We start from the raw sequence: 13,913 nt of genomic DNA on the forward strand, positions 1-13,913 counted from the left end.
AATTTCAAAGGAGAAAGAAAATGCCAACAACTAACACTTCAGGCAGAAGAAAAACAGCAGTTGCCCGCATTTATTTAAGCGAGGGTAACGGCAACATCACCGTTAACGGTAAAGATTATAAAGAGTACTTCCCTACATTGCCTTTGCAATACATCGTAAACCAATCATCAGAGGTTGCGGGTGTAGCGGGCCAGTATGATGTACAGGTAAACGTAGCAGGCGGCGGCGTTAAAGGACAGGCAGAAGCCGTTCGTTTAGCTATCGCTAAAGCTATTGTTGAGCTTGATGCTGATAAGAAACCTGCATTACGCGCTAAAGGTTTAATGACACGTGACGACCGTATGGTTGAGCGTAAGAAACCGGGACGCAGGAAAGCAAGGAAAAGATTCCAATTCAGTAAACGTTAATATTTTAAGGAGGACTCAACAATGGCAAGAACAACATATCAGGATTTACTGGATGCAGGTGTACACTTTGGCCACCTTACCCGCAAATGGGACCCGAAAATGGCTCAGTACATTTTCATGGAGCGTAATGGTATCCACATTATCGATCTTAACAAAACCTTAGTAAAGGTTGAAGAAGCCGCTTCGGCTATAAAACAAATTGTAAAATCAGGACGTAAAGTTTTGTTTGTTGCTACCAAGAAACAAGCAAAAGATATCGTAGCTGAGCAGGCGAAAACTGTAAACATGCCTTACGTAACCGAGCGTTGGTTAGGCGGTATGTTAACTAACTTTGCTACCGTACGCAAGTCGATCAAAAAGATGTCGAACATCGACAAACTGACTAAAGACGGTACTTACAGCAACCTGTCGAAAAAAGAAAGGCTGATGATTCAGCGTGAGCGTATCAAACTGGAAACTTTGTTAGGCGGTATTGCCGACCTTAACCGTTTGCCTGCAGCGCTTTTCTTAATCGACGTTAAAAAAGAGCATATCGCGGTTTCAGAGGCGTTAAAACTTAACATACCAACCTTTGCAATGGTTGATACCAATTCTGATCCGTCAAACATCGATTTCCCTATCCCGGCTAACGATGACGCTACTAAATCAATCTCTTTAATCACTTCGATCATCATCAAAGCAATTGAAGAAGGTTTAGACGAGCGCAAACGCGAGAAGGAAGACGAAGCTGAAAAAGAAGCTGCTGCTGCAAAAGCAAAAGCTGATACAGCACCTGCCGAAGGCGCACAGGCCGAAGGTGGTAAAAGGAGAAGAGTAACTGCCGAAGCAGAAGCTTCTGCCGAAACTGAAACTCCTGCTGCTGAAGGTTCAGAAGAATAATATTTGAGTGAATGGTGGGCAGTGAGTGGTGAGTTGTTTTTAAACTCATTATTCACTACTCACAACTCACTACTCACACTATAACTTATTTAAGACATGTCTACAGTACAAATTTCTGCAGCCGACGTAAACAGACTGCGCCAGCAAACAGGCGCCGGTATGATGGATTGCAAAAAAGCTTTAACTGAAACCAATGGTGATTTTGAAGCTGCTATTGATTACTTAAGAAAAAAAGGCGCTAAAGTTGCAGCAAGCCGTCAGGACCGTGAGTCGAACGAAGGTGTTGTTATTGCACGCGCTTCTGCCGATGGCAAAAAAGGTGTAGTTATCGAGCTTAACTGCGAAACCGACTTTGTTGCTAAAAACGCAGAGTTCATCGCTTTTGCAAACGCTATCGCGAATGCAGCAGTTGAAAAAACTCCGAAAACTATTGAAGAGCTTACTCAACTTGAAATTGATACCGAAACTTCACGTATCTCTATCGCTGATGCTATTACCGACAAAACCGGTAAAATCGGTGAGAAGATCGGTGTTTCCAAATATGAAGTTGTTGAAGGCGAAAAAGTTATTGGTTACATCCACGGTAACTTCCGTTTGGGCGTACTGGTTGCTTTAAGTGCAAACGCTGAAGGCGCTGAAGAAGCAGGTAAAGACGTAGCTATGCAAATTGCTGCGATGAACCCTGTAGCTATTGATAAAGATGGCGTTGACGCTACTACTATTGAGCGTGAGCTTGCTATCGCGAAAGAGCAAATCCGTGCTGAAGGCAAACCTGAGGATATGGTTGAAAAGATCGCCGCAGGTAAACTGAACAAATTCTACAAAGAGTCGACATTGTTAAATCAAGAGTTTGTGAAGGATCCTTCAAAAAATATTTCACAGTTCCTGGCAACTGTTGAAAAGGGCTTAACAGTAACCGCCTTTAAGCGGGTTGCTTTAGGAGCTTAATTTTATTTAATCCTCGCCGAAAGGCGGGGATTTTTTTTGACATTTTATTTTTGAAAGCGTCATGCTGAACTTGTTTCAGCATCCCTTTATACACGCTAAAGCTTACATGATAGATGCCGAATTAAGTTCGACATGACATCAGATTATGATAACTGCATTATATAACCTTCAGCTGATAACATGCGGAGTGATACACTCCGGCAAGGCGATATTAATTGAAGGTAAAAGTATTAAAGCGGTTATTGATGAAGCAGATATTCCGGCGGAAGCCGAAAAGATAAACCTTAACGGCAGCTACCTTGCACCGGGACTAATAGACCTGCAGATATATGGCGCAGGAGGAAAGCTGTTCAGCGGTTCGCCATCTGAAGATGCGCTTGCGCAAATGGAAACCAGTTTGCTTACCGAAGGCACAACCGGCTTTTTTGCAACGGTTGCTACAAACAGCGACGCTATAATTGAAGCGGCTATTGATGCTGCCCGTAGTTATCAGCTTAAGGCTAAAGGAAACTTCCTGGGTTTACACATAGAAGGCCCATATCTCAACACCAAACGCAAAGGCGCGCACCCCGAAAAATTTATTAAAAAAGCAACGTTAACTGAGGTAAAGGCCTGGGTTGAACGCGGCAAAGGCATAATCAAAATGATTACCATTGCGCCTGAATTGCAGGATGCTGAAGTGATTGATTATTTGCACAAACAAAATATCATTATCTCTGCAGGCCATACCGACGCAAGCTATGAACAGGCGCTAAACTTTTTCGACGAGCGTATACCTGCCGCTACGCATCTGTACAACGCTATGCCGCAAATGCATCACCGTGCTCCGGGCATCATTCCTGCAATATTTAATAAAAAGCCGTTTACCAGCATTGTTGCCGATGGCATACATGTAAGCTATCCGATGATCGCGCTTGCCAAACACGAGTTGGGTAATAAATTGTTTTTGATTACGGATGCCGTAACCGAAACTACCGAAGGCTTGTATCCGCATAAGTTTGTGCAAGATCATTACGAAAGTCACGGTATTCTCTCGGGTTCGGCTTTAACTATGCTCAAAGCGGTAAAAAATTGTGTGCAACACGTGGGAATTGAACTGGCCGAGGCTGTGAATATGGCATCATTGTATCCCGCTGAACTTGCAGGTTTTAACAAAAAAGGACAAATTGAACAGGGGTTTGATGCGGATTTACTGATTTTTAATGATAAGTTTACAGTCGAAGGCGTCGTTTTGCAGGGTGAGATCGTAAAACCAAAAAGAAAAATTAACTGACAACTCTTTATAAAACATCTCTTTAATGAAGTACAACAGGATCTTACTAAAACTGAGCGGCGAATCGCTGATGGGCGAAAAGCAGTATGGTATTGATAACAACCGCGTGCAGCAATATGCCGAGGACATAAAAAAAGTTGTTGATGCCGGTATTGAAGTAGCTATTGTAATTGGAGGCGGAAATATTTTCCGCGGATTAAGCGCCGAGAAATCAGGTATGGAGCGTGCCCAGGCCGACTACATGGGTATGCTGGCAACAGTGATCAACTGTATGGCTATGCAAAGCGCCCTTGAAGATTTAGGCTTGGAAACCCGTTTGCAGTCGGCTATTAAAATGGAGCAGATTTGCGAGCCGTACATACGCCGTCGTGCCATGACACATCTGCACACCGGGAAGATAGTAATATTTGGCGCAGGTACCGGTAATCCTTATTTTACTACTGATACCGCGGCTTCATTACGTGCTATCGAAATAAAGGCCGATGTGGTAATGAAAGGTACCCGTGTGGACGGTATTTACACCGCCGATCCGGAGAAAGACCCAACCGCTACCCGTTACGACGAGATTTCTTTCCAGGAAGTGTATGACAAAGGCCTGAACGTGATGGACATGACCGCTATTACTTTATGCCGTGAAAACAAATTGCCGATTATTGTATTTGACATGAACGAGCCGGGTAACTTCATGAAACTTGCCAATGGCGAGCATGTGGGTACCATAGTAAGATAATTACAATAATCCCGGCCCTCCCCAAAGGAGAGGGAGTAAATAAAGTCCTCTCCTTTGGGGAGGATTTAGGAGAGGTTTACTATTTTTGTCGAAAATTTTTTAAAATGAGCGAACTCATTAAAAAGCAAATAAACGATGCAAAGGCTTTAATGGAAAAAGCTATTGAGCATACTGATAATGAATTAACCAAGATACGCGCAGGTAAGGCAAGCCCTTCAATGCTTGACGATCTTACCGTTGACTATTACGGCTCGCCAACACCGCTTAGCCAGGTAGGTAACGTAAATACTCCTGACGCACGTACAATTGTGGTACAGCCTTGGGAAAAATCGTTATTAGGCCCGATAGAAAAAGCTATTAAAGACGCTAACCTGGGCGTTAATCCAATGAACGATGGCGTGATCATTCGTATCAATGTTCCGCCGCTTACCGAAGAGCGCCGCCGCGAGTTAGTTAAAAAAGCCAAAGGTGAGGTTGAAAGCGGTAAAATTGCTATCCGTAACATTCGTAAAGACGCTAACGAAAAGATCAAGAAATTGAAGTCTGAAGGCGTATCTGAAGATGAGATCAAAACAGGCGAAGGTGAAGTTCAGAAACTGACCGATAGCTACATAGCTAAAGCTGACCAGCTATCTGAAGCAAAAGAAAAAGATATCATGACAGTTTAATTAACCAAATTAATGTCAAATTACAAGGGAATGAGCGCATTGCACATTCCCTTGTTTATTTTTGCAGGCTTATGAAACTGCTTCTTAAATACTTATCAAAACATAAATGGGTGGTTGGGCTGGCGCTGCTTCTGGCAGCTATAAATATCGGCTTTTCTTTGCTCGACCCGCTTATCACAGGCCGTATAGTTGATGAGGTGATTGAAAAGAGATCACAGCTAACTTATAACGAATACCTTGCTAACATCCTTAAGCTGGTAGGTTATGCCGTTGGTGTGGCCATGGTATCGCGTATAGCTAAAAACTTTCAGGATTATTTTACCAGCATTATTGTACAAAAAACGGGTGCCGAAATGTATTCGGATGGGTTAAGGCATTCTTTGCAAATGCCCTACCAGGTGTTTGAAGATCAGCGCAGCGGCGAAACACTGGGTATACTGCAAAAGGTGCGCCTTGACATGGAGAAGTTTATCACCTCGTTCATCAGTATATTATTTGTGAGCCTGGTGGGTATGGTGTTCGTCATCGTGTATTCGGCAACGGTAAGTTACCAGGTTACTATTGTTTACTTTGCCTCAATACCTGTTATCGCCATAATAAGCGCCCAAATGAGCAAGCGTATAAAGCGTATCCAGAAAAGCATTGTTGGTGAAACCACAGCGTTGGCTGGCTCAACTACCGAGTCGTTACGTAATATCGAACTGGTAAAAAGCCTTGGCCTTGCCAATCAGGAAATAGAGCGTCTTAATAAAACTACTTATAAGATACTTGACCTTGAACTTAAGAAAGTAAAGTTTGTACGCAGTATGAGTTTTGTGCAGGGGACAACAGTTAACCTTGTACGCAGCAGCATGGTGGTGATATTACTGTTGCTTATTTTCAAGGGAAACATTTCTCCGGGCAATTACTTTACCTTCCTTTTCTATTCATTTTTTTTGTTTAACCCCTTACAGGAGTTAGGGAATGTCATCCTTTCGTGGCGTGAAGCCGAGGTATCATTAGGAAACTTTAACCGGATATTAAACACACCTATCGAAGTAAAGCCTGAAAAGCCTGTACTGCTTGAAAAAGTAACCAATCTTACTTTTGAGGACGTTAGCTTTAAACACTTAACTGCCAATCGTAATGCATTAAATCATATCAGCTTTGAAACAAATACAGGTGAAACCATCGCCTTTGTTGGTCCGTCGGGTTCGGGTAAAACTACATTGGTAAAACTGCTTGTAGGCCTTTATCAGCCGCTTGAAGGGGATATTTTATACAACAAGATATTAAGTAAAGATATTGACCTTGATAAGCTGCGCGAACGTATTGGGTTTGTAACACAGGATACACAGCTATTTTCGGGTACTATCCGTGAAAATCTGCTGTTTGTAAGGCCGGACGCTACTGATGAAGAGTGTATGCATGTCCTGCACCGTGCCGCATGTCAAAGCCTGCTGGCACGTGCAGATAAAGGATTAGATACCGTGATAGGCGAGGGCGGCGTAAAGGTTTCAGGTGGTGAAAAGCAACGCTTATCTATTGCACGTGCCCTGCTGCGCCGACCGGATATTTTGGTTTTTGATGAAGCTACCTCGGCACTTGACTCGCTTACCGAGGAAGAGATCACAGAAACCATCAGGGATGTATCAACCGCTAATGAGCATATTACTATATTAATAGCGCACCGCCTGTCAACCATCATGCATGCCGACAGGATATATGTGTTGGAGAAAGGCCGGATCATTGAATCGGGCAAACATATCGACCTGCTGCTGCAAAAGGGTTTATACTATGCCATGTGGCGTCAGCAGATTGGAGAGAAAGATGTGGTAGATGCGTAAAGCTCGTTACTGTTGATTTTGGCTCTCAGTGATAATTTGATTAATGGCAGTATTGCATGAGTCAATTATAGGATCATAATCAAGCGTTTTTTCTTCAAGAGATTTTATCATAAACGTATAAGCTTTAACCCTCAGTTCGCAATACCTTGTTAATATATCTATGCGCTCTTTTAAAACGTCAGGAAGGTCAAGTTTTTTGGTTTCTTTTAATAACGCGAGGTTTTTATTCCAGTTTGTAAGCCCTTGTTCTTTTAAGCCATCTGCTATTTGCTGATCAGATTTTCCCTTGGCAGTATTTAATACATCAATAGCAATTTTCTCATTTTGAGTAAACTGTGCCATCATCGCATCATATGACACTGTGGTATTCGGCATCTTGTTAATAATCACTGCGCTTACACCAAGGGTAATTATTATTAAGCCTGATAGAATCAAATGTTTAAGTTTTAAATTTGTGTTATTTATAATACTCGGATAGAGTGAGTAGCCTACCAGTATGCCACTTAATAAGCCTCCTATATGGGCAGCATTATCGATGCCCGCCTTTATACCATAAACAAGATTGTAAAAAACAAAAATGCCAATGCTTGATAACATTTCCTTGCGGACATTTTTATCAATAAAATTTGTTGTTAACATTGCCAGGAAAACACCATATAAACCAAATATAGCTCCAGAGGCGCCGGCGCTAACAGTAAAGTTATGCCACCATAAACTGGTTAAGCTGGCAAATATTCCGGTTATCAAATAAGCTATCGCAAATCGTAATTTACCTAAATAACGCTCAAGCAACATGCCTATATACAATAGCGCATACATGTTAAGCAGCAGGTGGATGATACCAATATGTATGAATGTGCTGGTAAGTAACCGCCACCATTCTCCCCCAAGGGTAAGCGGCTTAAAATTAGCACCCCATTTAAGCAAACTTTGGGTATCCGGCTCAATGATATTTATTCCCGTAATAGTCATTAAAATGAATATTAATATATTCAGATTAATAAGTATGGGTGTAATAAAATAATTGCCCTTTGGGATAAATAATGATAGTACTCCCTTTAATTTTTCGCCTGAGGTTTTGGGAGGGGCTATTAAAATATCTTCACTGTCAGCTACAATTATATCGGCAACTTCAGCAAGCTTTTGCTCAATTTGTTCCTCGGTGATTGATGATTGTAGCTGATCATATGTATCCAAAAATGCTTCTACCTTTTTTTTGTTTTTTCCCCAATCAAAAATTTCAGAGCCTGTACTTTCACTGGAGATGACTGCGGTGTCATCCTTCACAGTAAATTTAAACTCTGAGTTCCATGTAAAAAGTGACTTTCTGGTATAAGCTATTAAGCCATTATTGCTTAGATAGTTAACATTCCATTTAAGTTGTTCTGCAGCAATTAATGCAATTGCAATATAACGGCGCTGGTTAAAGCCGTTTAGTTGAATTTCAACTTCATGTTTAGGGGAAAAACCAAAAGCCATATTAGGTGATAAGATTTTCGCCTAATATATGAGTTAAGTAATTTAAATAAAAACAGGATGTGTTATTCTTCCTCTTCCACCTGCATTACATCGCCTATCTGCCGAAAATTGCTTTTTACAAAGTGACACCAGTCACATTCTTTTTTACCGCAGCCTGTTGCGAAATCATGTGCCATAATTTTTTGGTAAACAGCGGTGATCTGCCCGGTAACTTCAGCTACGTCGGCAGGTGAAATGGTTACCTTTTCTTTGTGGTATTCACCTTCTTTTACTGGCTCAACAAACTCAAAAACCGTATTAACAACCTGCCAGTCGTTGGTGCGGTCGTTATCAACCAGTATCTTATAAAATACCGCCTGACGCCAGTAATCGCCACCGTTAGGATTAGCATTTGTAGGTGGCTGTAGCTTATCCTTAGCGTTTTTTAGCTTTCCGGTTTTGTAATCAACAACGGTTACCTGTTTGCCTTCAAATTCAATTTTGTCGAGATTACCTTTTATCGGCACGCCTTCAATTTCAATGTTCCGGATGGTGCGTTCGGTAACGGCAATTTTATTCCAGACAGGTACATTCTGCTCATAATAAACAGGAAGAATTTTTTCGCCGTAATCAACCCTGAGTTTGAAATCGGTTTTAGTGAACGAATCGCGGTTACGGTACATATACCAGCGGAACTCACGCATAAATTCCTCGGTAGGTATAAACTCATCGTTGTTCTCCTTTAGCTTCCGGAAAGCACGGTTGAGCGCCCAATGCACTGCCTGCCCAAAGGTAGCCGCCGGACTTTTACCCTGCGGAACCCTGATCAAACACTGGAAGTAAAACTTAAGCGGACAATCAAGGAAATTATTTAGATGCGTTACCGAAAGGGTGTAGTTCTGCAGTAACATATCGATATAGTTCCTGTCCAGCAGTTCAACCGTCGGTTTATCCGCTTCACTGAACTGTGTTGCCATAAATTCAACCATATCGTCGCTGCTTACTTGCGGATAAGTTACCTGCAGGTGCGTTTCGGCCAGTATCTCGCCTACAAACATTGAGGCTTCCTGGTCTTTGTCTTTTTTGTCTTTTCGGGCGTATGAGATATTTAAGCATTGTTTCGCACGCGTTATAGCCACGTAAAAAAGGCGGCGTGCTTCCTCACGTTGCGCGATGTCGTCCTCACCACCCCCGGTTAAAGTATCAGGGTATGAAAAGCTGTTGTTGCGGCCTTTTTTGTCCCATGTGTTCCTGTCGCAGCCAATAAAGAAAACATGCTCAAACTCCAGTCCTTTAGAACCATGTGCGGTTAAAAAGTTTATACCGTTATCTGAGTAGATCACCTGGTTCAGGTCGAGCCGGATACCGTGCTCTTTCATCATGGCGATAATGCCGATCAGTCCTGAAAGTGTCAGTTCGGGCTCTTTACGGGTTTCTTCTTTTATAAAGTCGAAAAAGGCAGTCAATATCTGCATGTAAGCGCCCTTATCAGGCTGAAGCATTACATAGCGAAGGATACCCATTTTGGCGATAACCTGCTGAAACAATTGCTGAAGTGTAAGGCTTACAGAATCCCTTAAAAGGTAATCGATATTACTGATCAGGAACTTCATTTCTACGTTCTGCACATTATCGAATAAGCCCGGTTGCGCCGGTGTACGCATCTCGCTGATGTAACGGCGTAGCGAAGTTTTAGGCTCGTCGCCGCTTAATGTGCTATAATTTGCTTTTGCTACCGCGATGCTGGCCTTAGCAACTTCAATTGGCGGAATGTTAAAGAAATCATAGTGCATAATCTCAAATAACAGTTCGTCGCCGCTGTAAGGCGAATCAAGTTCCATGCTGAGATAACGCAGTATGTTAATGATCTTTTCACCAAAAGGTAGGCGCAAAATATCGATCTTTCTTTTGGTATTAACAGCTATCTTTTGCGTATCAAGGTAATGTATCAGGTCTTCAACCTGCGCATGGTTGCGGTAAATAACCGCTATTTCGCCTGCCGGTGCCCCACTCTCCAAAAGTTTTTTAATGATGCGGGCAACATCCACCAATTCCTTGTTCGGATTCTCGTATTCACGGACGGTCGGCTCAACCATTACCTCACTAAACCGCGGATGTGAAGCACGTAGGTCTTTGTCAAGGTTTAACGCCGCCGTAAGCCGCTGTTTATTTTTGTTGATAAGCGCTTTTGAGGTATCCAGTATATGCTGATTTGAACGATAGTTATGTTTCAGCACCACAGTGTATAACGATTCGACATAATCCCTGGCGAAGGAGGTGATATTCTCCATGTTGGCGCCCTGAAACTTAAAGATCGACTGGTCATCGTCGCCAACCACAAACACGTTAGGGGTATCCCAATAATTGAGCAAAAATTTAAGGAGCTTATTTTGCGAACCGCTTGTATCCTGAAACTCATCAACCAGAATGTATTGATAGCGTTCCTGGTAACGGCGTAAAATGTCTTCGTTTTCCTGAAAGGCTTTTAGCACCCAAATGATCATGTCGTCATAATCATATCGGTTAAGCTGCTTCATTTTGGCGTTATAGCGCTTGTATTCGCCTACGGCAGCCAGCAACTTATTCATCTTATCGGTAACCTCGTCAATTTCCTTTTGCTTTGGGTCGCCAATGCGGATACCTTTAGATGGATTTGCCCGTTTGTAGATGTATTCTTCACGGTTCGGCAAATCTTCAATATACTCCTTAACAGACCGGTTAATTAACTCTTCATCCCAGCTTTCACGTTTCATGGCCGAAAACAAAGCTTTAAGACGTGGTGCATCATAGTAAATATCGCCTGTGAAACGTTTCAGTGCATGATCATTTGGAAACTCGTCAACCAGTTCGCGAAACAATTGTGCCGATTCCAGATCAGACAAGGCATCAAGGCTCAGCTTACCAAAGTACTCGAGGTTTTCCTGTATCACCTCGTTACAAAAAGCGTGGAAGGTATATATGTTCACCCGGTAAGCATCCGGCCCGATGAAGTCGAACAAACGCTTGCGCATAGCCACCGCGCCGGCATCGGTATAAGTAAGGCAAAGTATCTCGTTGGGTTGCGCGTCGGTCTCGGTAAGTATTTTGCCGATACGTGCAGCAAGTATCTGTGTTTTACCTGTTCCCGGCCCTGCAACCACCAGCACCGGGCCATCCATTTTGTTAACGGCGGCCAGCTGCTCATCGTTTAAGGTGGCTAAAGCTTCCTGAAATTTTGCGTTATATTTATTGATAGGAGGGATCTGCATAAGAAGTAAAGTTACTAAATGCAGCCCTTGAAATGCCAAAATTTTTTGTAAAGCGATATATATGAATGATATTTAACACCAATATGGAATTACCTTACAACGGGCGTGCAGTAATTGAAACTACGCCCGGATATGCAGAGATAAGCATACCCCCTAAACGAAATTATTTCTTCTTGTTCATCTTCGGGTTTTGGTTTACAGGTTGGGCAATTGGCGGAATTATTATGTTAGTTAGCTTTATTTTTTCAACGCCTGATGATTTACCGTTTCCATTGTTCATTATATTTCCTCTATTTTGGGCTGTACCCGGTTTTTTTGTAGGCCGGGTATTGTGGTGGTTTATTGCCGGTAAAGAAGTAATTAGCGTGCAGAAAGATTCCCTTAACATCGCCAAAAAAGGGATGTTGTTTAATAAACCTAAATCCTATTATATCACCGAATGCAAATCTTTCAGGGTGTCCGACAATCCTATAAATCAGTTGTTTCCGTTTGGTTTTAAACCATTGTTTTTTGGCGGCACCAGCAGCGGTACAATTGTTTTTGATTACGGTATGCAAACCATAAAATTTGCTGATGGCATTGACGAAGCTGAGGGTAAACATATCCTTAAACTACTTAAGGAAAAAGGCTTCCTTAACGATAATAATTTTTAATTCTTTACGGCAGCATCACCCCCGTTCCCGTAGGGAAATACATATTCACACTCACCGGCAGTTTACCCATCGGCTTGATTTGCCCGGTGATAACTTTAACTGCCGATCGTTGCAACTCCTCACTGTTTTGGTAGCATACCAGCAGCGCGCCGCTTTTTTCAATACCCGGCAGACCTGCAATGGTATAGGCGTTTGAAAATAATGTAGCCACTGTATTAGGTTGTGCCGCCAACTGGGCTATCAGGAACTTGATATCCAGGTTATAATCCAACTTGCTTGCCGGACGCAGGCGGGTATCATATATCGCCATAAAAACCTGGTCGTAGTCACGCAGGCTTTTCAGCATGGCGTTAAGGTCGCGCACTGGGGTAGCCTTTCCCACCACAAACATCATACTGTTGGGGTACCAGCGCGCAAGTTCCTGCTGAAATACGGTGATGTTATCTACGCCAACACCAACAATGGCGGTACGGTTTAACTGGTTTAGGCGTAAACTCCGGGTGTCGCCTTTAAGCATGGTGACCGCCGCGTCGCTAAGCTGTTGTATCAGTTGTTTTGCTTCGGGGCGGTTAATATATTGTACCACTCCTTTCGGGTCAGCATCTTTGTATTGGTTAAGGCCAGCCCAATACTTAGCTGCAAGTACCTTTTTTACTTTTGCTTCGAACTCTTCTTTGCTGATCTTCTTCTTACGGATGGCCTTTTTAATTAGCTTGATAGACGTTTCAAGATGCTCAGATAATTCGATAATGTCGTTTCCTGCCAGAAAAGCCTGCAGTTCGGCTTCGCCGTTTGGAAAATACTTGGTAACTCCCTTCATCTCCATCGCGTCAGACACGACAAGCCCCTTAAACATCAGCGAATCTTTAAGTAAATGGGTAACAATTGGCCGCGATAGGGTAGAAGGTCTGTTCTTCGACGAATCAAGAGCCGGAATATTCATGTGTGCGATCATCATGCCGCTCAGGCCTGCATTGATGGCCTCCCTGAACGGATAAAGCTCCAGCGAGTCTAAACGTTTACGTGTAAAAGGCAATAATGGCAAGTCGTAATGCGAATCTACATTGGTATCGCCATGTCCGGGAAAGTGTTTTGCAGTAGTCAATATGCCTTCGCTTTGCATTCCCTTAAAGTAGGCTATACCTTTACGTGCAACATTGAACTTATTATCACCAAACGACCGGTAGTTGATTACCGGGTTATTGGGGTTGTTGTTCACATCCATTACCGGAGCAAAATTGAGGTGTGCACCAATTCGTTTAAAATCACGGGCTATAAATTGGCCCATCTTGGTGATGAGGGTATTATCCTGTATGGCACCAAGGGTCATCTGGTAAGGATATGAGGTGGTTGAATCTAACCGCATGCCAAGTCCCCATTCAGCATCCATAGTTACCAGCAACGGCACTTCGGCGGCTTTCTGATAGCGGTTGGTTAAAGCCGTTTGCCTGCCGGGCCCGCCCTGAAAGAAAACAAGGCCGCCAACTTTATATTTTTTTATAACACTTTCAACAGTGTCTTCATAAGCTTTACCCTTGTTGGTATGCGCGCGTACAAAGAACAGTTGACCAATTTTTTCTTTTTTGCTTAGCTTATCATACACCGAATCAACCCATCGGTTCTGCTTTGCAAGCGACTCTACATAGCCGGTTCGCTGCGCAAAAGCACCGTATGTTATAACTGTAAAAAGCAGGGTAGTAATATATTTAAGGGCGGGGGTGTTTCCTCTCATAGCTCAAATGTAGCTTTAATCTGCATTTTGATGCAATTGTTTTGTTACAGTGAATTTTTAATACCGAATAAACCTTTGCCGGCGCTTTCAC

General features: G+C 42.8%; 11 protein-coding genes. 8 read left to right on the plus strand and 3 right to left on the minus strand.

Features of this window, described 5'->3' with window-relative positions:
- Positions 1-20: 20 nt before the first annotated feature.
- The 7 genes from rpsI (at position 21) to EOD41_RS07500 (ending at position 6,731) form a co-directional block, all read left to right on the plus strand.
- The gene (gene rpsI, locus EOD41_RS07470; protein ID WP_127704154.1) at positions 21-407 is read left to right on the plus strand and encodes a 30S ribosomal protein S9; all 387 of its coding nucleotides are present in this window, start codon (positions 21-23) and stop codon (positions 405-407) included.
- A gap of 21 nt (positions 408-428) precedes the next feature.
- A complete protein-coding gene (gene rpsB, locus EOD41_RS07475; RefSeq protein ID WP_127704155.1) occupies positions 429-1,286 on the plus strand; it encodes a 30S ribosomal protein S2 in 858 nt (285 codons plus the stop codon).
- A gap of 96 nt (positions 1,287-1,382) precedes the next feature.
- Positions 1,383-2,234 carry a translation elongation factor Ts gene (gene tsf, locus EOD41_RS07480; protein ID WP_127704156.1) on the plus strand — a complete coding sequence of 284 codons (852 nt, stop codon included), beginning with the start codon at positions 1,383-1,385 and terminating at the stop codon, positions 2,232-2,234.
- A 145-nt stretch (positions 2,235-2,379) separates the two neighbouring features.
- Positions 2,380-3,507: an N-acetylglucosamine-6-phosphate deacetylase gene (gene nagA, locus EOD41_RS07485; RefSeq protein WP_127704157.1), complete on the plus strand. Its 1,128-nt coding sequence runs from the start codon at positions 2,380-2,382 to the stop codon at positions 3,505-3,507.
- 25 nt (positions 3,508-3,532) lie between these two features.
- Entirely contained in the window at positions 3,533-4,237 is a 705-nt protein-coding gene (gene pyrH / locus EOD41_RS07490) for a UMP kinase (RefSeq protein ID WP_127704158.1), read from the plus strand.
- Between the two features lie 104 nt (positions 4,238-4,341).
- A complete protein-coding gene (frr, locus tag EOD41_RS07495; protein ID WP_127704159.1) occupies positions 4,342-4,905 on the plus strand; it encodes a ribosome recycling factor in 564 nt (187 codons plus the stop codon).
- 71 nt (positions 4,906-4,976) lie between these two features.
- A complete protein-coding gene (locus EOD41_RS07500; RefSeq protein WP_127704160.1) occupies positions 4,977-6,731 on the plus strand; it encodes an ABC transporter ATP-binding protein in 1,755 nt (584 codons plus the stop codon).
- A 6-nt stretch (positions 6,732-6,737) separates the two neighbouring features.
- On the opposite strand, the gene EOD41_RS07505 is transcribed toward EOD41_RS07500, so the two are convergent.
- Together EOD41_RS07505 and EOD41_RS07510 are read right to left on the minus strand one after the other, a co-directional pair.
- On the minus strand, positions 6,738-8,210 hold the full coding sequence (locus EOD41_RS07505; RefSeq protein WP_127704161.1) for a rhomboid family intramembrane serine protease: 1,473 nt from the start codon (positions 8,208-8,210) through the stop codon (positions 6,738-6,740).
- A gap of 62 nt (positions 8,211-8,272) precedes the next feature.
- Positions 8,273-11,437 (minus strand): ATP-dependent helicase, encoded by a 3,165-nt coding sequence (locus tag EOD41_RS07510; RefSeq protein WP_127704162.1) that lies wholly within the window; start codon positions 11,435-11,437, stop codon positions 8,273-8,275.
- Positions 11,438-11,520: 83 nt separating this feature from the next.
- On the opposite strand from EOD41_RS07510, the gene EOD41_RS07515 reads away from it, so the two are divergent.
- Entirely contained in the window at positions 11,521-12,090 is a 570-nt protein-coding gene (locus EOD41_RS07515) for a hypothetical protein (RefSeq protein ID WP_127704163.1), read from the plus strand.
- Positions 12,091-12,094: 4 nt separating this feature from the next.
- Here EOD41_RS07515 and EOD41_RS07520 read toward each other — a convergent pair whose 3' ends face one another.
- Entirely contained in the window at positions 12,095-13,822 is a 1,728-nt protein-coding gene (locus tag EOD41_RS07520; protein ID WP_127704164.1) for a glycoside hydrolase family 3 protein, read from the minus strand.
- Positions 13,823-13,913: the final 91 nt, after the last annotated feature.

The sequence above is a fragment of the Mucilaginibacter limnophilus genome (assembly GCF_004005815.1).
In the GTDB taxonomy this organism is placed as follows: Bacteria; Bacteroidota; Bacteroidia; order Sphingobacteriales; family Sphingobacteriaceae; genus Mucilaginibacter; species Mucilaginibacter limnophilus.

Bases quoted from the DNA above. Each gene is read 5' to 3' on its own strand.
- rpsI (WP_127704154.1), top strand. From the start codon at position 21: ATGCCAACAACTAACACTTCAGGCAGAAGAAAAACAGCAGTTGCCCGC.
- rpsB (WP_127704155.1), top strand. From the start codon at position 429: ATGGCAAGAACAACATATCAGGATTTACTGGATGCAGGTGTACACTTT.
- tsf (WP_127704156.1), top strand. From the start codon at position 1,383: ATGTCTACAGTACAAATTTCTGCAGCCGACGTAAACAGACTGCGCCAG.
- nagA (WP_127704157.1), top strand. From the start codon at position 2,380: ATGATAACTGCATTATATAACCTTCAGCTGATAACATGCGGAGTGATA.
- pyrH (WP_127704158.1), top strand. From the start codon at position 3,533: ATGAAGTACAACAGGATCTTACTAAAACTGAGCGGCGAATCGCTGATG.
- frr (WP_127704159.1), top strand. From the start codon at position 4,342: ATGAGCGAACTCATTAAAAAGCAAATAAACGATGCAAAGGCTTTAATG.
- EOD41_RS07500 (WP_127704160.1), top strand. From the start codon at position 4,977: ATGAAACTGCTTCTTAAATACTTATCAAAACATAAATGGGTGGTTGGG.
- EOD41_RS07505 (WP_127704161.1), bottom strand. From the start codon at position 8,210: ATGGCTTTTGGTTTTTCCCCTAAACATGAAGTTGAAATTCAACTAAAC.
- EOD41_RS07510 (WP_127704162.1), bottom strand. From the start codon at position 11,437: ATGCAGATCCCTCCTATCAATAAATATAACGCAAAATTTCAGGAAGCT.
- EOD41_RS07515 (WP_127704163.1), top strand. From the start codon at position 11,521: ATGGAATTACCTTACAACGGGCGTGCAGTAATTGAAACTACGCCCGGA.
- EOD41_RS07520 (WP_127704164.1), bottom strand. From the start codon at position 13,822: ATGAGAGGAAACACCCCCGCCCTTAAATATATTACTACCCTGCTTTTT.